Here is a 19,921-nt window from a genome sequence, read left to right as displayed (position 1 = left end):
CGGCAGCCTGCTTGCGTCAGGCTACCCCGTCGGATGCATTCAGACCAGTGCCTTGCCGTTGCGCACGAAGGGCGGGCGCACGATTTCCGCAGGCAGCCATTTGCCGCGAATCTCGACTTCGACGCGATCGCCCGGGGCGGACCCCACAGGCACGCGGGCCAGTCCGATGGAAAAGCCCAGTGTCGGCGCCATGGTGCCACTGGTCAGTTCGCCTTCGCCTTGCGGCGTGCGCACTTTCATGTGACCGCGCATGATGCCGCGTTCCAGCAGCTTCAGGCCCACCAGTTCGCGGGCCTTCGAGGCGGATTCCAGGGCGGCGCGACCGATGAAGTCGCGCGATTCGTCCTTGAAGGATACGGTCCAGGCCAGGCCGGATTCCAGGGGGTGGACAGTTTCGTCCATATCCTGGCCGTAGAGGTTCATGCCGGCTTCCAGGCGCAGCGTATCGCGCGCGCCCAGGCCGCAGGGATGCACGCCGGCGGCGGCCAACGCATCCCAGAAGGCCTTGACGGCCGTGGCCGGCAGCACGATCTCAAAGCCGTCCTCGCCGGTGTAGCCGGTGCGGGCGACCAGGGTATTTTCATCCACCAGGGTGCCGTTGAAGGGCTTGAGTTCCTGGGTAGCGGCCTGCCATTCGGGATGGATGGACCAGACGGTGTCGCGGGCCTTGGGGCCCTGGACCGCCACCATGGCCAGGTCGCGGCGCGGGGTGATCGTGACGCCGAAGGGTTCGGCCTGCTGCTGCATCCAGGCGACGTCCTTGTCGGCCGTGCCGGCATTGACGACGATGCGCCAGCGGTCGGAGGCGAAGAAATAGACGATCAGGTCGTCGATGACGCCGCCCTCGGGACGCAGCATGCAGGAATACAGGGCCTTGCCGGGCACGCCGGCGATCTTGGCGACATCGTTGGCCAGCAGGTGGCGCAGGAAATCGGGGGCGGACGCGCCCGCGACGTCGACGTTCAGCATGTGCGAGACGTCGAACATGCCCACGGACTGGCGCACGGCGTGGTGCTCTTCCAGCTGGGAACCATAGGCCAGGGGCATGTCCCAGCCACCGAAATCGACGATTTTCGCGCCCAGGGCAACGTGGGTATCAAAGAGGGGGGTCTGCGCAGACATGGGAGGGCTCCAAAACAATAGGGCGGCACGTGTGCCGGCAGCGCCCTTCTGTCCTTTTGCCTGAGAGTTGCCCCGGCTGGCGGGGTTTCACCTTCGGCGCCCGCGCCCGCTGAAACGGGGGGCGGATCTCTCCAGAATGCTGCGATGCGCGTATTGCATCATGCGAATGGTACGGGGTGCCTGAGCGATTCTGGGCGAATTGCGCCTTCGGCGGCTGCCTGGAACACGGGCAGCGCTCTCCCACCCGCATCGGGTGACAGCAAGGGCAAAATATACCCTGAAATGCCCTGATCCAACAATCGGGCTGTGCCAGATCCCCGACGGTCAGATGTAACCCTGTTCGCGCCAGCGGGCCCGGGTGTCCGCATCTACGCCCAGACGATTCAGGACAGCGTCCGTATGCTGGCCCAGGGCCGGGGCCGGCGCATCAATGCCGCCGGGGGTCGCCGAGAGTTTCGGCACGATGCCAGGGACCCTGCAGGGCGTGCCGTCGGGCAGCGGCTGATCCAGGATCATGTCGCGGGCGCGATAATGCGGATCGTCGGCGATGTCGGCGATGTCGTAGATGCGCCCGGCCGGGATGCGGGCCGCGTTCAGGATGTCCAGGACCTCGTCCTGGCTGCGGGCAGCGGCCCAGTCGCCAATGGCACCGTCAATGCGCGCGACCTGCGCCACCCGGCCGGGGTTGTGGGCCAGATCAGGGTCGTCGCCCAGGTCGTCGCGGCCGATGGCCTGCATCAGTCGGCGAAAGATGCTGTCGCCGTTGCCCGCGATCAGCACATAGCCGTCGCGGCAAGCGTAGGCATTGCTGGGCGCGATGCCGGGCAGGCTGCTGCCGGCAGGCTGGCGGACTTCCCCGAAGACCGCGTATTCGGGCAGCAGGCTTTCCATCATGTTGAAGACGGATTCATACAAGGCCACGTCGATCATCTGGCCTGCGCCATGCTGATCTCGGGCGCGCAGCGCCAGCAGGATGCCGATGACGCCATGCAGGGCCGACAGGGAATCGCCGATGGACACGCCCACGCGCACTGGCGCGCGGCCGGGTTCGCCACTGAGATGGCGCAGCCCCCCCATGGCCTCGGCCACCACGCCGAAGCCGGGACGGTCCCGGTACGGGCCGGTCTGGCCGTAGCCCGACACCCGCAACATGATCAGGCGCGGGTTCAGGGCACGAAGGTCGTCCCATCCCAGGCCCCAGGATTCCAGCGTGCCGGGCTTGAAGTTTTCCACCACGACGTCGCATTCCATCACCAGGCGGCGCACCAGATCCTGGATGTCCGGCTGGCGCAGGTCCAGCGTGACAGACTGCTTGTTGCGCGACTGCACCTGCCACCAGACGGACGTGCCCTGATGCATCAGCCGCCAGTTGCGCAGCGGATCGCCCTGTCCTGGCGGTTCGATCTTGATGATTTCCGCGCCGAATTCGCCCAGGATCTTGGTGGCGAACGGGCCGGCGATCAACTGGCCCATTTCCAGTACCCGGATGCCGTCCAGGGGCTTGGTTCCGGCTGGAAAGAGTGGTTGCGCGTCTGGGCAGTTCGTCATGGCGGTCCTCGGATGATGATGGGAAGATTCTATCCCCACCCGGCCCATGCCGCCGCACCGGGCGTCGGCGCAGCCGCTACCGATCTCAGGCCGCCGCCAGCGCCCGCCCGCAGGCCACTCCAGATGCCCAGGCCCACTGGAAGTTGTAGCCCCCCAGCCAGCCGGTGACATCCACAGCCTCGCCCACGATGTATAGCCCAGGGCAGCGATGCGCCTGCAGGCTGCGCTGATCGAGTTCGTCGGTGTCTACGCCGCCGCGCATGACTTCGGCTTTCTTGTAGCCTGCCGTGCCGGTCGGCCACAGGGTCCAGCCATGGATCCCCTCGCCCAGGGCGCGCAGGCGGCGATCGGGCACGTCGGCCAGGCGCAGGCCGCCTGGACCAGCGCCGGCGTCCCGCCCCGCGCCATGGCTGAGCGCCCGTGCCTCATCGGCGTCTTCCTGCGCCAGCCAGGCTTCCGCCAGACGCCGAGGCCAGATCCCGGACAAGGCCGTCAACAGCGTCTGGCGGCTGCCCGATTTGGCAGCCACCAGGGCCTCGCCCATGGCCTGGCCCGGCGCCAGGTCGATGTGAATCGGGTCTCCCGGCTGCCAATAGCTGGAAATCTGCAGGATGCCGGGGCCGGACAGGCCCCGATGCGTGAACAGCAAGTCTTCGAGGAATTCGGCGCGGCCGCTGCCGCGCCGGTGTTTACGGCCGGCGCGGGGCAGGCGGCCCAAAGCGCCATCGCCCAGATGCGCAGCCGCACCCGAACCCGCACCTGGCTCAGGCGACAAGCGTACTTCCAGAGCGACGCCCGACAGCGCCGCGTATGGCTGCCACTGGGCAGGATCGAAGGTCAGCGGCACCAGCGCCGGGCGCGGCTCGACGATCTTCAGGCCGAACTGGCGGGCGACGCGCAGGCTGAAGTCCGTGGCACCCAGTTGCGGAATGGCCATGCCGCCGGTCGCCAGCACCAGTTGCGCGGCCCGGATCGGCCCGGCATCGGTGGACAGGACGAACCCGTCCGCCTCGCGCACTACGTCTTGCACACGGCAAGGCATGCGCCAGGCCACGCCGCCTGCATCGCACTCCCGGCGCAGCACCTGGATGACGGATTCGCTGGAATCGTCGCAAAACAGCTGCCCGCGATGCTTTTCATGCCAGGACACGCCATGTTCGCGCAGCAGGTCCAGGAAATCCTGCGGCCCGTAGGCGCGCAGCGCCGAACGGCAGAAATCCGGATTGCGCGACAGGAACTGGGCGGGACCGGCGCCCAGATTGGTGAAATTGCAGCGTCCGCCGCCGGAAATGCGGATCTTTTCCGCCAGGCGTTCGGCATGATCGATCAGCACCACGCGCAGGCCGCGCTGGCCGGCGACGGCGGCCGCCATCATGCCGGCCGCCCCGGCTCCAACGACCGCGACGTCAAAGCGGGCGCGAGTCACCCGGCAACCCTATCGGTCGCAATGCCCGCTGCGGGCATGCGCATCGATGCGGTTCATCAGGTCGTTTCGTGGATGCAATCCACGTAATAGTGCCGGTGGCCATGATCGTCGGTTTCGTAGGCCAGGCCATGCACGTCGGTCTCGAAGCCCGGGAATTGCTGATTGAATTCCTGGGTGAACTTCAGGTAGTCGACGATGTCGCGGTTGAATCGCTCGCCGGGGATCAGCAAGGGAATGCCCGGCGGATACGGGGTCAGCAGCACGCCGGTGACACGGCCTTCCAGCTGATCCACCGGCACGCGTTCGACTTCGCGGTGCGCCATGCGGGCATAGGCATCGGCCGGGCGCATGGCGGGCACCATGTCGCTGAGATACACGCGGGTGGTCAGGCGGGCGAAATCGTAATGCCGATAGGCCTCGTGGATTTCCTGACACAGGTCGCGCAGGCCCATGCGCTCGTAGCGTTTATGCGCCCGGTTGAATTCGGGCAGTACACGCCACAGCGGCTGGTTGCGGTCGTAGTCGTCCTTGAACTGCTGAAGGGCGGTCAGCAGGGTGTTCCAGCGGCCTTTCGTGATGCCGATGGTGAACAGGATGAAGAACGAATACAGGCCGGTCTTTTCGACCACCACACCGTGTTCGACCAGATAGCGCGATACCAGGGCTGCCGGGATGCCGGTGTCGGCGAAAGTGCCGGAGATATCCAGCCCCGGCGTGACGACCGTGGCCTTGATCGGGTCCAGCATGTTGAAGCCGTCGGCCAGGTCGCCGAAACCGTGCCATTCGTCGCCCGAACCCAGCATCCAGTCGTCGCGGTTGCCGATGCCTTCGGGCACCAGCCGATTGGGGCCCCAGACCTTGAACCACCAGTCGTTCTTGCCGAATTCCGATTCGACCTTGCGCATGGCGCGGCGGAAATCCAGGGCCTCGCGAATGGATTCTTCCACCAGGGCGGTGCCGCCGGGGGGTTCCATCATGGCCGCCGCCACATCGCAGGACGCAATGATGGCGTACTGCGGCGAGGTGGACGTGTGCATCAGGAAGGCTTCGTTGAAGATGTTGCGATCGAGCTTGCGGACTTCCGAATCCTGCACCACGATCTGCGAAGCCTGCGACAGGCCGGCCAGCAGCTTGTGCGTGGAGTGCGTCGCATAGACCATGGTGTCGTGGCTGCGCGGACGGTTGGGCCCGATGGCGTGCATGTCTTCGTAGAATTCATGGAACGCCGCATGCGGCAGCCAGGCCTCGTCGAAGTGCAGGGTGTCGATTTCCGAGCCCAGCTTTTCCTTGATCATTTCCACGTTGTAGATCACGCCGTCGTACGTGCTCTGCGTCAGCGACAGGATGCGTGGACGTTTGTTGACGGCTTCGCGGGCAAAGGGATTGGCCTCGATCTTCTTGCGGATGTTTTCGGGGTCGAATTCTTCCAGGGGGATCGGCCCGATGATGCCCAGGTGGTTGCGCGTGGGGCGCAGGAACACCGGGATGGCGCCGGTCATGGTGATGGCGTGCAGAATCGACTTATGGCAGTTGCGGTCCACCACCACCACGTCGCCCGCCGCCACGTTGGCGTGCCAGACGATCTTGTTGGACGTGGACGTGCCGTTGGTGACGAAAAAACAGTGGTCCGCATGAAAGATGCGGGCGGCATTGCGCTCGGACTCGGCCACCGGCCCCGTGTGATCCAGCAGCTGGCCCAGTTCGTCCACGGCATTGCAGACGTCGGCGCGCAGCATGTTCTCGCCGAAGAACTGGTGGAACATCTGGCCGACCGGGCTCTTCAGGAAGGCCACGCCTCCTGAATGCCCCGGGCAGTGCCAGGAATACGAGCCATCGGACGCGTAATCCAGCAGTTCTCGGAAAAATGGCGGCGCCAGGCTGTCCAGGTAGGCGCGGGCCTCGCGGATGATGTGGCGCGCCACGAATTCCGGCGTGTCCTCGAACATATGGATGAAGCCGTGCAATTCACGCAGAATGTCGTTTGGAATGTGCTGCGAAGTGCGCGTCTCGCCATACAGGTAGATGGGGATGTCCTCGTTGCGAAAGCGCAATTCGCCGATGAAGGCGCGCAGGTTCTTGATGGCATTGGCCACGTCTTCGGGCGAATCCTCGTCGAATTCCTCGTCGTCGATGGACAGGATGAAGGCGCTGGCGCGGCTTTGCTGCTGCGCGAAGGAACTGAGGTCACCGTAGCTGGTCACCCCCAGGACCTCGACGCCCTCGGCCTCGATGGCCGAGGCCAGCGCGCGGATGCCAAAGCCCGATGCGTTCTCGGAACGATAGTCTTCGTCGATGATGACGATGGGAAAGCGGAATTTCATGGCAATCACCGTAAGGGCCGCCTGCGCGGCCCGATAAGCATCCGTCCAGCCTCGGACCGGAAGCCTTCAGCGTTTGGAAATCAGGTGCGCGGAAGCGTCACCCCGTGTTGTCCCTGGTATTTGCCGCCCCGATCGGCATACGAAGTTTCGCAAACCTCGTCGCTTTCGAAGAACAGCATCTGGGCGCAGCCTTCACCGGCATAGATCTTGGCCGGCAGTGGTGTGGTATTGGAAAATTCCAGCGTCACGTGGCCTTCCCATTCGGGTTCCAGCGGCGTGACGTTGACGATGATGCCGCAGCGCGCGTAGGTGCTTTTGCCCAGGCAGACAGTCAGCACTGACCGAGGAATGCGGAAATATTCCACCGTGCGGGCCAGGGCGAAGGAATTGGGCGGGATGATGCAGACATCGCCCTCGAAATCCACGAACGAGCGCGCGTCGAAGGCCTTGGGGTCCACGATCGACGAATTGATGTTCGTGAAAATCTTGAATTCGCGGGCGCAACGCACGTCGTAGCCATAGCTGCTGGTGCCATAGCTGACGATCTTCTGTCCGTTGATCTCGCGCACCTGCCCGGGTTCGAACGGATCGATCATCCCGGCCTGCGCCGCGCCGCGGATCCAGCGGTCGTTCTTGATGCTCATGGACACTCTCGATTCAATGTTGCCGTATTTTAAGAGAAAACCCCGGTCCGTCGACCCCGATTGCCTCAAGAGCCGATTCAATCCGCAGAAAACCAACGATAGACCAGCGCCAGGCCGCTGACCGTACCCGCCGTGACCTCGGCTCGCAGGCCGCGCATCAGGCGGTAGCTCAGGCGTGCGACCGTGCCGGTCTGCGCCAGGGCCTGCTCCAGGCTGACGGTCAGATCCTTGCTGAGCGTCTTGCTGGCCATGACGAAACGCTGTTCGATGGGGCTGGCCCCGCTGTCCAGGCCGCTGACGACGCTTTCCACGGGCAGGATGCTGCCGGTGCTGCCCAGTTCGCCCGAGCGCATGCTCAGTTCATCCAGGCCGAAGCGCTTGTAGAAGGGCTCGCCACCCGACAGGAAGGAACTGCCCACTGAAAACAGCAGCGACATGTCGCCACCCGCATCGTCGGGCCCATGGCCCAGCAGCAGCCAGGTCAGTTTCTCGGTTTCGCTGACGTCGGGGACCGATACCAGATCAATGCGCGGCCGTCGCGCCGTCCCGGCCACCTGCACGCCGGCCTGCACAGCGACGTCGGTGCGCAGCGCCCTGATGTCCAGCACGGGATTGCTGATGTCGCCTTGAAAGGTGACCGTGCCCCGCCGCAGCTGCAGGTGCTGGCCGTAGGCATCGATGGCTCCGCCCCGGGTGCGCAGCGCCCCCAGGGCCGTCAGCTTGCCCTGACGCAAGCGCAGGTCCAGGCTGCCCACCAGGCCGGAATCCAGGCCATAACCGGTCAGGTAGAAACGCGGCCCCAGGTCGATGGTCAGGTCGGCCCGCATGTCCAGCGGCGGGCTTTGGTCCGGAGTCGGCGCTGTCTCGCCCGGCTTGAGCACCACCACGTCGCTGTCCAGGGACGGAATATTGTTCAGCATGTCCAGATCGAACCAGCCGGCGTCCGCCGTGATCTTGCCGCTCAAGTCGATGCGCGGCAGGCTGGCGTCTATTTTCACGTCGCCCGTGATCATGGCGTAGCGGTCGGACCGCTGCAAAATGGGGTAGCGGGCAAAGGCGATATTGACCTGCCCGGCATCCCCAGCCAGATCCCATTGCCCGGACACGTCCAGCTGCCCATTTTGCGCGCCCGGGTCCTGTGCCACCCAGGTCGCGGTGCGCCATTCCTTCGGGGCGACCCGGCGCACCGCCGGAAACCGCAGGTGATCCAGCACCAGCCGCATGCCGTCGAAATGCGCCTGCAGCACGCCGTCGAGCAGGCGCACGCCCTGATCCACCATCAGCAACTGCATGCCCTCGCCCCGCAAAGGGCCGCTCAGGGACCAGCCACCGTGCGCCAGGCTGCGTCCGGTGATATCGGCATGAATGGTGCCGCCGACTTCCAGCGCGCCACCCAGCAGCAGATTGACCCAGGCCAGGTCTTCGGATTCGGCCTGCACGCGGATGTGCTTTTCATCCTGGGGACGGATGCCCAGGCCCCCGCCTGCAGTAGCGTGCAACGGCGTGTCAGCCTGCACACGCAGCCGGCCCATATCCCGGGTGTCTATCCGCAGGTCCAGGGCCGCCCGGCTGGCCGTGGCGGACGTCGGACGGATAGTCAGATCCATCTTCGCGGCTTCCAGCCCCAGGTGGATGGGCACATCGCCCGGCACGATCAGATCGCCGTCCGTCCGCGCCAGATGAATATCGCCCTGCAGGGCCCCCGCGAACTTCAGATGCCAGTCCAGGGCCAGTTGCAGGCGGCTGCGCAAGGCCTGCTCGGACAAGGCGGTCTGCACGCCGCCCGAGCGGGAATCGGCCTTGCCCAGCCAGGTCTGCAAACGGGTGATGCGTTCCGGCGTGATGATCAGGGGGTCGATGCGGCCCTGGGTTTCCCACTGGCCAGGCCGGCCCGAGGACGCCTGATGCTGCACCTGCAGGAGTGCCTGGCCGTCCAGGGATACGTCCAGCGCCGCGCGCCCCACCCGCCACTGGCCGGCGGGGTCGAACGCCAGCTCGACCGCCCCCTGGTTGCGCACCTGGGCGCCTGCATGCCGCACCTGCAGATCGGACAGGCGGCCCTGCCAGCCGCCGTCCTGCGACCAGCCGCCTTCCAGCGCCAGCTTCGCATCCAGCGGCGACCGCCCCGGAATGCCGGCTTGGGAATCGGGCGGTGTGTAATGGCCTTCCAGGACCACACGGTGCCGCTCCAGCGCGCCGTCGGTGTTCAGTTTCACTTCGGCACCGCCGGGGATTCCCGGCCAGATGGCGGACAGCATCGGCAGCGCGGCCTGCAGGGAAAGGCGGGTCTGGCTGGCAGACACGTCGCCCGCCAGCCGTACGCGATCGGGCCCCAGATTCAGCGCCACATCCACACCTTCGGCGCGCAGTCCCGGCAGATCCAGCGGCGCGGCTCCGCCTGCATCCAGCAAAGGCCCCCGTGCCCGCGCCAGGCGGACGACGCGGGCGTGGCCGCCCAGCGCCTGGCCGTTCCAGCGGCTGGCGGGGTCGATCTGCAGGTCCAGCCCCAGATCCTGCACCTGCTGTCCGGGCGTCAGCCGCAGCTGCAGGGCGCCGCTCAGGTCCAGCCGGGTGGCGCCCAGGCCGCCGGGCAGCCAGGGCGTCAGAACCAGGCCTCGAGCGGTCAGCTTGGCCTGCACGGGGCGCAGGCCATCCGGCCCCGGCTGCCCCGGTTGCACCTGCACTTCCAGTCCTGCCTGCTCCGGCAGGTTCAATGTCACCTGGGTCCGGCCCAGGGGGAAGGCCTGGGTGGGAAAGATCTCGGCATCGGCCTTCAAGGCGACGCCTTCGCCCTGCCCGGTCGCCTGCAGGTGAAAGGCGTCGAGCGTCCCTGTCAGGCGCAGGTCCAGATCCACCCGGCACGTCGCATCACCCTGCGGCGCGGCACGATCGTCCTGCTTCGGCGACGGCCCTCGCAGCAGGCGCTTGAAGCAGACTGGCGACTGCAGGCTGCGATCCTGCGCAGAACCATGCAGATTCAGTTCGAACGGCCAGGGGGCGGCCAGGCCGCGCACAGCCAGATTGCCATTGGCAGACACCAGGGTATCGCCATATGCCAGCTGCAGCTGGTCCAGCGCCACGGCGGCAGTGTCGGCATCCAGGGTCAGCGCCGTTGACACCGACAGCAATTCCAGGGGCAGGCCGTCGGCGCCCGGATGCAGGCCCAGCCCACCCAACGACAGGCGGTCGACCCTCAGGCCCAACGGCAAGGCCGGCATCCGGAAGGGCTCGGACGAAGCCGGCGCCTGGCTGGCCGAGGGCCGCATGGTCACGTCCACCCGCACGGCGGACAAGTCGTTGATGTGCAGCCGACGATCCAGCAATTCCGGCCACAAGGCCTTCAGGTGCAGTCCCAACACGCGGATGTCGACATCGGGCAGGGACAGGCTGAGGCCTTCGACGTACAGGCCCTGGCGGATGGTCCCGCGCACACCCTGGACCTGTCCGTCGAAGTGCGTTGCCACCGTGCGCAGCAGCCAGCGGGTGCCGCTCGGACTGGAGACGCACCACCAAGCGAAACCGACGGCCAGCAGCAGCGCCATCACCAACGGCGGCAGGCCCCACAACCAGAAGAGCCTGAGGCCGCGTCGCAGCCGATTGCGCAGTCGGGTCAGCCGGTTCAAAACGCGATCCCCAGCGAAAACTGCAGGCGCAGGCGCCGATCTTTCTGCGCCCAGGCCAGATCGACGTTGAACGGTCCGGCCGGCGTACGCACCGCCACACCGGCCCCGTAGCCGACATGCCAGTCGAACTGGTCGAAGGCGGGCGCCGCATCACCGGCATCGATGAAGACGTTGGCGCCCAGGATGTCGGTGAAATAGTGGGTGTATTCGATACTGACGACACCCAGGGCAGGCGCGCCGATGATGGCGTCGCCGCGCTCCAGGCCGATGCTCTGGTAACGGTAGCCCCGGATGCTGCGCGAACCGCCGGTACGCCAGGAAAAATCCTGCGGGAGCCGGTCGGTATGCGCCCAGACCTTGCCGATCTCTCCGCGCACGGTCAGCACGTCCCGGTCGCTGAGCGACCACCACTGTTGGGCGCGCAGGCTGCTGCGGTAAAACGCCTGGCCGTCGTCCAGCGTGGTGCCCACTCCCAGTCCGAACTCGACCAGATTGCCCTCGCGGGGGTCGTATTTGGCATTCACGTCGCGCCGCAGCCATTGCCAGGTCGCCGCCCAGCTGGGGACTTCGTAGCGATAGGCCCCGGAAATCCGCGTCTTGTCGTAGGCGACCAGCGCGCTCCAGGTGGTTTCATATTCCACGCGGCTGTCACCGGCTGCCTTGCGTTCCTGGACGCGCTTCCAGCCCATGCCGGTGCGGCTGGTTTCCAGGCCCTCGATGTCCGAATGGTCGTAGAGCAAGCCGAAGCTGTCCTTGTAGCCGTCCAGCGTGGGGGGCAGATGCACGTCGAAGAACGCCCGCTGGCGCTTGGTATCCACCCCTGCCCCGGTTTCGATCCAGACCGGCAGGCCATAGACGACGTTCTGCCGGTACAGGCCTTCGACCCGCACCCCATGATCGCTGTCGGCCCCCAGCGACCCGCTGGCGTAGCGGGCGGGGGCTTCCGTGACCTGGACGCGCACGGGCAGGGTCACGGGTGCATTCCCCGCAGGGCGAGGCAGCGGTTCCGCTGCGCGCTCATCGGGATCCACGGGGGCGGCCGCTGCATCCGTCGACTTCGGACTACCGTCGACCAGGGTGACGAAAGCCCCGCGGAAAAACGAGGTGGATTGCAGGGCCTGCTGCCAGTCTTCCAGCCGGGTCTGGTCGTAGGGTTCGCCCGGGTCATAGCGCACGTAGCGGCGGATCAGGGATTCGGGCACCCGTTTCAGCCCGACCACCTGCAAGGGCCCCAGGCGCACCGGCGGGCCACTATCGACCGTGACATCCAGATCTGCGCGCGCGGCCTGGGGATCGACCACGGCACGGGTCGGGTCCAGCCGGGCAAAGTAGAAATCCCGCTGCACCACGGCATCCAGCAGGCCTGATTTGGCGGCATGCCAGTCGTCGTTGATGAAGGGCATGCCGGGTTTGAGCAGCCAATCGGCCTTCAGGGCGTCCCGACGGCCGGCATAGCCGGGGCCTGCCAGCGCCCCCTGAAAGGACAGGCCCAGCTGGCGCACGCGGGTACGCTCGCCCGGGTCGATGGTGATCTCCCAGAATTCGCCGCCGTTTGGCGCGCCGTCGGAGACGTCCAGGGTGACCTTGGCGGCGAAATAGCCCTGCGTCTGCAAGGCGGCCTGCGCGGCGTCCCAGGCCCGGCGGCGCAGGCGCGAGACTTCCCGAACGTCCTGGTCTTCGGCCAGGCGCGTGATGGCGCCAACAGCCTCGGTGATGGCCTGCAGGACTTTGGGGGGCGAGGACCCGGGGTCGATGATGACTTCGGGCTGCGCGGCCCGCACAGGCCGACTATGCAGCAGCGCGAGCAGCAGACAGACGAGACCGCAGACAACCCCGCACCGTATCCTGCGACCGCGCCGACTCCGGGCGGCCGTCCAGCCGGATGCATGGATGGCGGTCCCACCGTGAAGCATCAGGTCTTGCGGGCCACGACCCGCGGGCGAGCCCCGGCATCGTCCAGCGGCTGACCCGCCACGTGGATCGCCAGCTGGTGCGCGATCTGATGGTATAGAGCAGCGGCCTTGCCATCGGGCGAAGCCACCACGCTGGGCCGACCAGAATCGGTTTCCTGGCGGATGTCGAGCTGCAGAGGCAAGGCCCCCAACCACGGCAAGTGATACGCAGCGGCCAGCTGGCGACCGCCGTCCTGCCCGAAGATGGGTTCGACATGCCCGCAATTCGAGCATACGTGCACGGACATGTTCTCTACGATCCCCAGCACCGGGACATCTACCTTTTGAAACATGATCAGGCCCTTGCGGGCATCGGCCAGAGCCAGGTCCTGCGGCGTGGTGACGATGACCGCCCCCGTCAGCGGGACCTTTTGCGCCATGGTAAGCGCAATATCGCCGGTTCCCGGCGGCATGTCCACAATCAGGTAGTCGAGATCGTTCCAATTCGTAAGCGACAGCAACTGCGTCAAGGCCTGGGTGACCATGGGGCCGCGCCAGATGGCCGGGCCGTCGTCATCCATCAGGAAGCCGATGGAATTGGCCTGCAGGCCATGGCCCACCATGGGTTCCATGCTCTTGCCGTCCGGACTTTTGGGTTTGCCCGACAGGCCCAGCATGATAGGCACGCTGGGGCCGTAGATGTCGGCGTCCAGCAGGCCGACCCGGGCGCCCTGGGCCTGCAGCGCCAGCGCCAGATTGACCGCCGTGGTGCTCTTGCCCACGCCGCCCTTGCCGGATGCCACGGCGATGATGTTGCGCACGGAATCCAGCGGCCGCAGCCCGCGCTGCACGGCATGCGTGGCGATCCGGGACCGGAATTCCAGGGCGCCCAGCGACACCCCGGCAGAGGCCAACGCTGCCTGGATGGCCTGTCGCAACGCCTGTTCGCCATTGAATACAGGATAGCCCAGGGTTACAGTGATATCAAAGGCGTCGCCCGACGCGGCAATCTGCAGTTCGGATTCCGTCACGGCCAATGATTTGCGGGTATCGGGATTGATGACTCGCGACAGGGCCGAACGGATGTCCTGGGAGGTGGTGCTCATGGAAGATCCGGATGAAAACAATCGAAACCACAAGCATAGCGGATTCCCCTGGAAATCCACGGATTGACCCCAATATGCACGTGACCGCGCCACGGCCCGCCCCATCGGGGGCGGCCGCGCCGCACGGCATGCAACCTTTTCCGGCCCTACAGGTCCTATCACTATGAACCTAATTCAACAAATCCTGCGCGCCGCCCTGTTTCTGATCCTGGCCTTCTTCGGCCTGATCATGGCTTTCGTCTTCATGGCCTCGACCCTCCTGGCCATCGGCATCCTGTACATCGTGGCCCGCCTGCAGGGCCGCCCCTTCGGCGTCAAGGCCTACTGGGCCGAGCGCCGGCGTCCCCCGATGCCGGCCCGCCCGGGCGCCTGGTCGCGCACCGACAAGCCGGCTCGCCGCCAGGACGTCACGGACATCGAAATGCGGGAAATTCCCTGATCTCCGGCACGCCGCGCGCCTGATTCGATCCCATTGGGTGCAAGCGGCGACCGAGAGGGCCGGTTGCGAGGGCACGGACTGATAGAATCAACGTTTTTCAGTCTTCGATTCCCGCCCGCCATGTCGCGCACGATCTTCGTCACCACCGCCCTGCCCTACGCCAACGGATCCTTTCACATCGGCCACATCATGGAATACATCCAGGCCGACACCTGGGTGCGGGCCATGCGCATGGCGGGCCACACGGTGCACTTCGTGGGCGCGGACGACGCGCACGGCGCCCCCATCATGCTCAAGGCCCAGGCCGAAGGCATCACCCCCCAGGCGCTGGTCGCCCGCTATGCCGGCGAACGGCCGAAATACCTGAACGGCTTTCACATCCGCTTCGACCACTGGCACAGCACCGACACGCCGGAAAACGTCGAGCTGTCCCAGGACATCTACCGCGCCCTGAAGGCCGCCGGCTTCATCGACAGCCGGGAGATCGAACAGTTCTACGATCCGGTCAAGGGCATGTTCCTGCCGGACCGCTACATCAAGGGTGAATGCCCGCGCTGCCACGCCAAGGACCAGTACGGCGATTCCTGCGAAGTCTGCGGCGCAGTCTACAGCCCCACCGAACTGATCGAACCGTATTCGACCCTGACCAAGGCACGGCCGGTGTTGCGCAGTTCCGAACACTTCTTCTTTCGCCTGTCCGACCCGCGCTGCGTGGCCTTCCTGCAGGAATGGACCAACGCCCGCCGGCCCGACGGCAGCGCTCGCCTGCAGCCCGAAGTCCTGGCCAAGACCCGCGAATGGCTGGGCACGGCCGAAGGCGCCGAGGCCAACCTGGCCGACTGGGACATTTCGCGTGACGAACCCTATTTCGGCATCCCGATTCCTGATGCGCCGGGTAAATATTTCTACGTCTGGCTGGACGCCCCGGTCGGCTACCTGGCATCGCTGAAGGCCTACTGCCACAAACAGGGGCTGGATTACGACGCCCTGCTGGCGCCCGGCAGCGGCACCGAACAGGTGCATTTCATCGGCAAGGACATCGTCTATTTTCACGCCTTGTTCTGGCCCGCCATGCTGAAGTTTTCGGGCCGCAAGGTCCCCGACATGCTGCACGTGCACGGCTTCATCACCGTCAGCGGCGAAAAAATGTCCAAGAGCCGGGGCACAGGGATTTCCCCGCTGCGCTACCTGGACATCGGCATGGACGCCGAGTGGCTGCGCTACTACATCGCGGCCAAGCTGAACGCGCACGTCGAAGACCTGGATTTCAATCCTGACGATTTCATCGCCCGGGTCAACAGCGACCTGATCGGCAAGTACGTCAACATCGCCAGCCGCGCGGCCACCTTCATCACCCGTCATTTCGACGGCGCCCTCGCCTACGACGGCGACACGGACGCCCTGCGCGCCGAACTGCGCGCCTGCGCCGCCGAAGTCCAGGCCGATTTCGAGGCCCGCGAATACGGCCGCGCCATCCGCCGCATCATGGCGCAGGCCGACAAGATCAACCAGGCCTTCGACGCCGCCCAGCCCTGGGTGCTGGCCAAGGGCATCGCCCAGGCCGACGCCGCGCAAAAGGCCGCGCTGCAGGACATCTGTTCCCGCGCCCTGGCGGGATTCCAGGCCCTGTCGGTCATGCTGGCGCCGGTCCTGCCCGCGCTGACGGACCGCGTCGCCCGCGAACTGTTCGGCCGCGAACAGGCTTACGTCTGGGCGGACGCCGACTCCCTGCCCACGCGCATCCAGGCCTTCAAGCACCTGATGCAGCGCGTCGACCCGGCGCAACTGGACGCCCTGTTCGAGCCGCCCCAGGCGCCCGCCGCCGTCCCGGGCGGCGAGCCGATCGCCGACACCATCGACATCAAGGATTTCGCCCGCATCGACCTGCGCATCGCCCGCATCGTCGAATGCGCGGAAGTGGAAGGCTCGGACAAGCTGCTGCGCCTGTCGCTGGACGTGGGCGAAGGCCGCCTGCGCCAGGTGTTTTCCGGCATCAAATCGATGTACAAGCCCGAAGACCTGGCCGGCAAGCTGACCGTGATGGTCGCCAACCTGGCGCCGCGCAAGATGCGCTTCGGCGTCTCGGAAGGCATGGTGCTGGCCGCCAGCCACGCCGATGAAGAGACGCAATCGGGCATCTACGTGCTGGAACCCTGGGAAGGCGCCCAGCCGGGCATGCGCATTCACTGATCCGATCGGATCGGGCGCCTCACCGACCGCCCGCCGCGCTGAGCGGCGGAGATTGGCAGTGGGCAGGGACGCTTGGACAGTAATCTGACAGACGCTATCCTGACCAGTTTGTCGGTCCGCTTGCGAAAATTCCGTGCTGACTCATAGCTGATCATTCCCTTTCCCAACGGTCTCCGGGCCATCGTGTCGCTTGTCTGCTTCCGGCCACGAACTGTCGTCGGACACGAGGCCGTGAACGACAGGTCTAATGCTGATAACCGTCATCCAGGACCGAAGCGGCTCAGACCAATGAACATTCTGACGTTTAGACCTTGTCTACCCCAACCTGTACCCCGCAGCAGCAATGGCTTGATCACGGGCCTGTTGGTGTTTCCACTCGGAAATGCACGCGATCAAGGTGTTGTGCTGCGCAGCTTATTCAGTGCGAGCAATCGCCGCAGAATTTCTGCGTCGGTCCAATCAGGTACATAGTCGTTCCAGCCGTATGCCGCCGCAACGGCCTTGTCCAGCGTTTCGTGCGCTAACGTCAACCACGCAGGGTTGGAGTTGTAGAGGTTCGTAAGGGTACGCTGCTTAAATAGGTCATGTGCCGAGGTGCTGCGGTCGCGTCATAGCGCGAGTCTCATGCCTTTTGGGGCCCACAGAAGCAGACTCCAGGAATAGACTTGCGTTAGTCCCATATTGGGACTAATCTACGTAGATGAGAGTGATCGCCATCAGCACCTTACGCCAGTTTTGGGCAGCCAACCCAGCTGCAGAACAGCCTCTCAGGGCCTGGTTTGATGAAGCCACTCAGGCTGCATGGAGTCAGCCAGCCGATATCAAGGCTCAGTATCGCAGTGCGAGCGTGCTGAAAAATCGGCGTGTCGTTTTCAACATCAAGGGCAACGACTATCGCCTGATCGTCGCCATCGCCTACAAGCTAGGCATTGTGTACATCAAATTCATCGGCACTCACGCTGAATACGACAAGATCGACGCCGAAACCGTAGAAATGGAGTAAACCATGGATGTCCATCCCATCCGCACCGATGCAGATTACAAGGCTGCGCTCAAGACAATCTCCCGTCTCATGGAGCATGACCCGGACATGGGCACTCCTGAGGGAGATCGTCTGGATGTCCTGACCACGCTTGTGCAAGCCTACGAGGCTAAAAATTTCCAGATTGATCCGCCCGATCCCATCGAGGCCATCAAATTTCGGATGGAGCAGGCCGGGCTGACTGCAAAAGATCTGGAGCCCATGATTGGACAACGGAACCGCGTCTACGAGGTGCTCAATCGGAAGCGCTCCCTGACCTTGCCAATGATCTGGAAGCTCCACAAAGGGCTTGGCATTCCCGCCGAGAACCTGATCCAGCCTCCTGCCCACATCTGAAACCAAGTGAGACAGCAGTCGCCACCGAGCGGGCGGGCATCAGTTCAGATCCAGCGTCTTTTCCCCGAACAATAGCCGGGTAATCAGGGCCTCGTCGATGGCCTCGCCGCTCAGGGTACGGGCCAGGATCTCGCTGCCCAGCGCCTGCAGGGAAATCACGATATCGGGATTGACGCGACGGATCTTGGACAGGTGCATGGGCGCATTCACCAGGGCGACCAGCTTCGTATCCGCCGCGCCGGCTTCCCGGCCCGCCATCACGATGAAGGCGTTTTCCGAATCGTCCTGGCGCAAGGCCAGGATGTAGCGGGCATGGGCGGCCCCCGCCTGCAGCAGGATAGCGGTTTCCGATGCATCGCCTTCCAGCAGGTCGGCGTCCGGCGGATAGGGATGGCCATCCATGGACGGCACGATCACGGTCACGTCGTGGCCGCGCTGGCGCAAGGCGGCGTGCAGGCTTTGGGCCAGGGGGCTGACCCCGGCCAGGATGATGTGGTTTTTACGCATGCTGTGTGAAACCCTTCCGCGCATCAGGCGCCGGATGTTGCCCCCGATCAAGGGTCCGACCACAGCGCTGATGGAAGTGGCGAAGACCGTGATCCCCAGAATGATGATGGATATCGTGAACAGGCGCGCCGCATCGGTGTGCGGGCTGATGTCCCCATAGCCCACCGTGGACATGGACACGATGGAAAAATACAGGGCCGTAACGGGATCGTGCACCGGCGGGGAAAACTCATCCCCCAGATACAGGACGCCAAAGACCGCATAGACCAGCAGGCTGGCCACGCTGAGCACGGCGAACAGGCTGCCCGCCGTCAGGCTGGCCCGGTCGAAATGCCGCCAGTAGCCGATCAGCACCGCCACCAGCACGACGGTATAGACCAGCAGGCCCAGGTGCCCCTGGCCGCGCCACAGCGAATACGTGCCCACCACGGCCAATAGCAGCAGGCTCATGGCCCAGGCGATGCGGGCCCGGTACAGCAGGCCCACGGCCATCACCTGCACGCCCAGGCCGAGCATCAGGCGCGACATCTGGGCAATGCCGCCCGAATCCAGGAATGCCGTCACGCTGGCGCTGTCGCGCACCTGCAGAGCCTGCAGCAGGCCCTGGCTGCCGATTGCCTGCCAAAGCGGCTGCAGGAACAGATACCCATCGATGGCGACCAGCGCGGCAATCAGCCAATGCCAGGGAAACCGGCGCATCAGGCGCAAGGCGCGCGCCGCCAGGGAAGGAAGATGTAGCCGCATGCAGGAGGCAATCCCGATCAACCATCAGGAAATCCAGTGTACTGCACGCATCCACGCACGCCGCCCGTATACTGACGAGCATGTCTCCTCTGTCCAATGCCCACACCGAGACGCCCGAACGCCAGGCGGCGGCTCGCCGCAGCACCTGGGTCAGCGTCTGGGTCAATCTGCTGCTGACCGGCCTCCAGCTGGCGATCGGCCTGTTCGCCCAATCCCAGGCCCTGGTGGCTGATGCCATCCATTCGCTGTCGGACCTGGTGTCCGACGGCATCGTGCTGTTCGCCAACAAGCACAGCGCCAAAGGCCCCGACGCCGACCACCCCTACGGGCATCTGCGCTTCGAAACGGCAGCCACCCTGGGCATCGGCCTGCTGCTGGCCATCGTCGGCCTGGGCATGCTGTGGCGCAGTTTCGAACGCCTGCAGGCTCCGGACCTGATTCCGGTGGTCCATCAGGCTGCCTTCTATGTCGCCCTGCTGGCCCTGCTGTCCAAGGAACTGCTGTTTCGCTACCTGCTGCGCGTGGCGCACCGGGTGCGGTCCACCCTGCTGGTGGCCAATGCCTGGCACGCGCGCTCGGACGCCGCCTCGTCCCTGGTGGTCGCGCTGGGGATCGGCGCCAACCTGGCCGGCCTGCCGCTGGCCGATCCGCTGGCCGCCCTGATCGTGGGCCTGATGATCATCCGCATGGGCTGGAAATTTTCCTGGCAGGCCTTCAACGATCTGGTGGACCGCGCCGTCGACGACGACACCGAACAGGCCATCCGCGAACGCATCCTGTCCACGCCGGGCGTGCGCGGCATCCACGATCTGCGCACCCGCAAGATGGGCGACATGGTCTGGGTGGAAGTAGACATCGAGATGGACGGCCAGCTGACCATCGTCGAAGGCCACGCGATCGCGGTTGCCGCCCGCCAACGAGTGATGGCAGACCTGCCCGTGCTGGACGTCATGACACACTTCGACCCCGTATAGGGGCCGC

General features: G+C 65.4%; 14 protein-coding genes, 1 pseudogene and 2 riboswitches. Of the genes and pseudogenes, 5 read left to right on the top strand and 10 right to left on the bottom strand.

The window, feature by feature from the left end; all coding sequences use genetic code 11:
• Nucleotides 1-39: 39 nt before the first annotated feature.
• The 8 genes from gcvT to apbC form a co-directional block, all read right to left on the bottom strand.
• Entirely contained in the window at nt 40-1,122 is a 1,083-nt protein-coding gene (gcvT, locus tag VDP74_RS12335) for a glycine cleavage system aminomethyltransferase GcvT (protein WP_322999934.1), read from the bottom strand.
• 38 nt (nt 1,123-1,160) lie between these two features.
• Nucleotides 1,161-1,267, bottom strand: a riboswitch (glycine riboswitch).
• A gap of 12 nt (nt 1,268-1,279) precedes the next feature.
• A riboswitch (glycine riboswitch) is annotated at nt 1,280-1,375 on the bottom strand.
• Between the two features lie 71 nt (nt 1,376-1,446).
• Complete coding sequence (locus tag VDP74_RS12330) at nt 1,447-2,670, bottom strand: CoA transferase (RefSeq protein WP_322999933.1); 1,224 nt, start codon at nt 2,668-2,670, stop codon at nt 1,447-1,449.
• A gap of 85 nt (nt 2,671-2,755) precedes the next feature.
• A complete protein-coding gene (locus VDP74_RS12325) occupies nt 2,756-4,045 on the bottom strand; it encodes an NAD(P)/FAD-dependent oxidoreductase (RefSeq protein WP_416232986.1) in 1,290 nt (429 codons plus the stop codon).
• 107 nt (nt 4,046-4,152) lie between these two features.
• Complete coding sequence (locus VDP74_RS12320) at nt 4,153-6,417, bottom strand: arginine/lysine/ornithine decarboxylase (protein ID WP_322999931.1); 2,265 nt, start codon at nt 6,415-6,417, stop codon at nt 4,153-4,155.
• Nucleotides 6,418-6,497: 80 nt separating this feature from the next.
• Nucleotides 6,498-7,061 carry a dCTP deaminase gene (dcd, locus tag VDP74_RS12315; protein WP_322999930.1) on the bottom strand — a complete coding sequence of 188 codons (564 nt, stop codon included), beginning with the start codon at nt 7,059-7,061 and terminating at the stop codon, nt 6,498-6,500.
• Between the two features lie 77 nt (nt 7,062-7,138).
• Nucleotides 7,139-10,684 carry a translocation/assembly module TamB domain-containing protein gene (locus tag VDP74_RS12310; protein WP_322999929.1) on the bottom strand — a complete coding sequence of 1,182 codons (3,546 nt, stop codon included), beginning with the start codon at nt 10,682-10,684 and terminating at the stop codon, nt 7,139-7,141.
• Nucleotides 10,681-12,465: an autotransporter assembly complex protein TamA gene (locus tag VDP74_RS12305; RefSeq protein WP_322999928.1), complete on the bottom strand. Its 1,785-nt coding sequence runs from the start codon at nt 12,463-12,465 to the stop codon at nt 10,681-10,683. The genes VDP74_RS12310 and VDP74_RS12305 overlap by 4 nt, the downstream gene beginning before the upstream one ends.
• A gap of 131 nt (nt 12,466-12,596) precedes the next feature.
• Nucleotides 12,597-13,682: an iron-sulfur cluster carrier protein ApbC gene (apbC, locus tag VDP74_RS12300; protein WP_322999927.1), complete on the bottom strand. Its 1,086-nt coding sequence runs from the start codon at nt 13,680-13,682 to the stop codon at nt 12,597-12,599.
• Between the two features lie 163 nt (nt 13,683-13,845).
• Between apbC and VDP74_RS12295 the strand changes: the two genes are divergently transcribed.
• Together VDP74_RS12295 and metG are read left to right on the top strand one after the other, a co-directional pair.
• Nucleotides 13,846-14,121 (top strand): hypothetical protein, encoded by a 276-nt coding sequence (locus VDP74_RS12295; protein WP_322999926.1) that lies wholly within the window; start codon nt 13,846-13,848, stop codon nt 14,119-14,121.
• Nucleotides 14,122-14,241: 120 nt separating this feature from the next.
• Nucleotides 14,242-16,311, top strand: coding sequence for a methionine--tRNA ligase (gene metG, locus VDP74_RS12290; protein WP_322999925.1), 2,070 nt, complete (start codon nt 14,242-14,244; stop codon nt 16,309-16,311).
• A gap of 392 nt (nt 16,312-16,703) precedes the next feature.
• On the opposite strand, the pseudogene VDP74_RS12285 reads toward metG, so the two are convergent.
• Nucleotides 16,704-16,880 (bottom strand): annotated as a pseudogene (locus VDP74_RS12285) (type IIL restriction-modification enzyme MmeI); the annotation flags it as partial.
• Between the two features lie 131 nt (nt 16,881-17,011).
• Between VDP74_RS12285 and VDP74_RS12280 the strand changes: the two are divergent.
• Both VDP74_RS12280 and VDP74_RS12275 read left to right on the top strand, forming a co-directional pair.
• Nucleotides 17,012-17,314 carry a type II toxin-antitoxin system HigB family toxin gene (locus VDP74_RS12280; protein ID WP_322999924.1) on the top strand — a complete coding sequence of 101 codons (303 nt, stop codon included), beginning with the start codon at nt 17,012-17,014 and terminating at the stop codon, nt 17,312-17,314.
• Between the two features lie 3 nt (nt 17,315-17,317).
• Complete coding sequence (locus VDP74_RS12275; RefSeq protein WP_322999923.1) at nt 17,318-17,689, top strand: transcriptional regulator; 372 nt, start codon at nt 17,318-17,320, stop codon at nt 17,687-17,689.
• 39 nt (nt 17,690-17,728) lie between these two features.
• Here the strand turns inward: VDP74_RS12275 and kch are convergent, their stop codons facing one another.
• Nucleotides 17,729-18,940: a voltage-gated potassium channel protein gene (kch, locus tag VDP74_RS12270; protein WP_322999922.1), complete on the bottom strand. Its 1,212-nt coding sequence runs from the start codon at nt 18,938-18,940 to the stop codon at nt 17,729-17,731.
• 80 nt (nt 18,941-19,020) lie between these two features.
• Between kch and VDP74_RS12265 the strand changes: the two genes are divergently transcribed.
• On the top strand, nt 19,021-19,914 hold the full coding sequence (locus VDP74_RS12265; protein ID WP_322999921.1) for a cation diffusion facilitator family transporter: 894 nt from the start codon (nt 19,021-19,023) through the stop codon (nt 19,912-19,914).
• Nucleotides 19,915-19,921: the final 7 nt, after the last annotated feature.

Source organism: Castellaniella sp. (assembly GCF_034674885.1).
GTDB lineage: Bacteria > Pseudomonadota > Gammaproteobacteria > Burkholderiales > Burkholderiaceae_B > Castellaniella.
The sequence above is the reverse complement of the archived record's forward strand: the minus strand, read 5'-3'. Positions and strand labels throughout refer to the sequence as shown.

Coding starts and splice junctions, on each gene's coding strand:
- kch (WP_322999922.1), bottom strand. CDS start 18,940: ATGCGGCTACATCTTCCTTCCCTGGCGGCGCGCGCCTTGCGCCTGATG.
- VDP74_RS12330 (WP_322999933.1), bottom strand. CDS start 2,670: ATGACGAACTGCCCAGACGCGCAACCACTCTTTCCAGCCGGAACCAAG.
- VDP74_RS12320 (WP_322999931.1), bottom strand. CDS start 6,417: ATGAAATTCCGCTTTCCCATCGTCATCATCGACGAAGACTATCGTTCC.
- apbC (WP_322999927.1), bottom strand. CDS start 13,682: ATGAGCACCACCTCCCAGGACATCCGTTCGGCCCTGTCGCGAGTCATC.
- gcvT (WP_322999934.1), bottom strand. CDS start 1,122: ATGTCTGCGCAGACCCCCCTCTTTGATACCCACGTTGCCCTGGGCGCG.
- VDP74_RS12280 (WP_322999924.1), top strand. CDS start 17,012: ATGAGAGTGATCGCCATCAGCACCTTACGCCAGTTTTGGGCAGCCAAC.
- VDP74_RS12295 (WP_322999926.1), top strand. CDS start 13,846: ATGAACCTAATTCAACAAATCCTGCGCGCCGCCCTGTTTCTGATCCTG.
- dcd (WP_322999930.1), bottom strand. CDS start 7,061: ATGAGCATCAAGAACGACCGCTGGATCCGCGGCGCGGCGCAGGCCGGG.
- metG (WP_322999925.1), top strand. CDS start 14,242: ATGTCGCGCACGATCTTCGTCACCACCGCCCTGCCCTACGCCAACGGA.
- VDP74_RS12275 (WP_322999923.1), top strand. CDS start 17,318: ATGGATGTCCATCCCATCCGCACCGATGCAGATTACAAGGCTGCGCTC.
- VDP74_RS12265 (WP_322999921.1), top strand. CDS start 19,021: ATGTCTCCTCTGTCCAATGCCCACACCGAGACGCCCGAACGCCAGGCG.
- VDP74_RS12325 (WP_416232986.1), bottom strand. CDS start 4,045: ATGATGGCGGCCGCCGTCGCCGGCCAGCGCGGCCTGCGCGTGGTGCTG.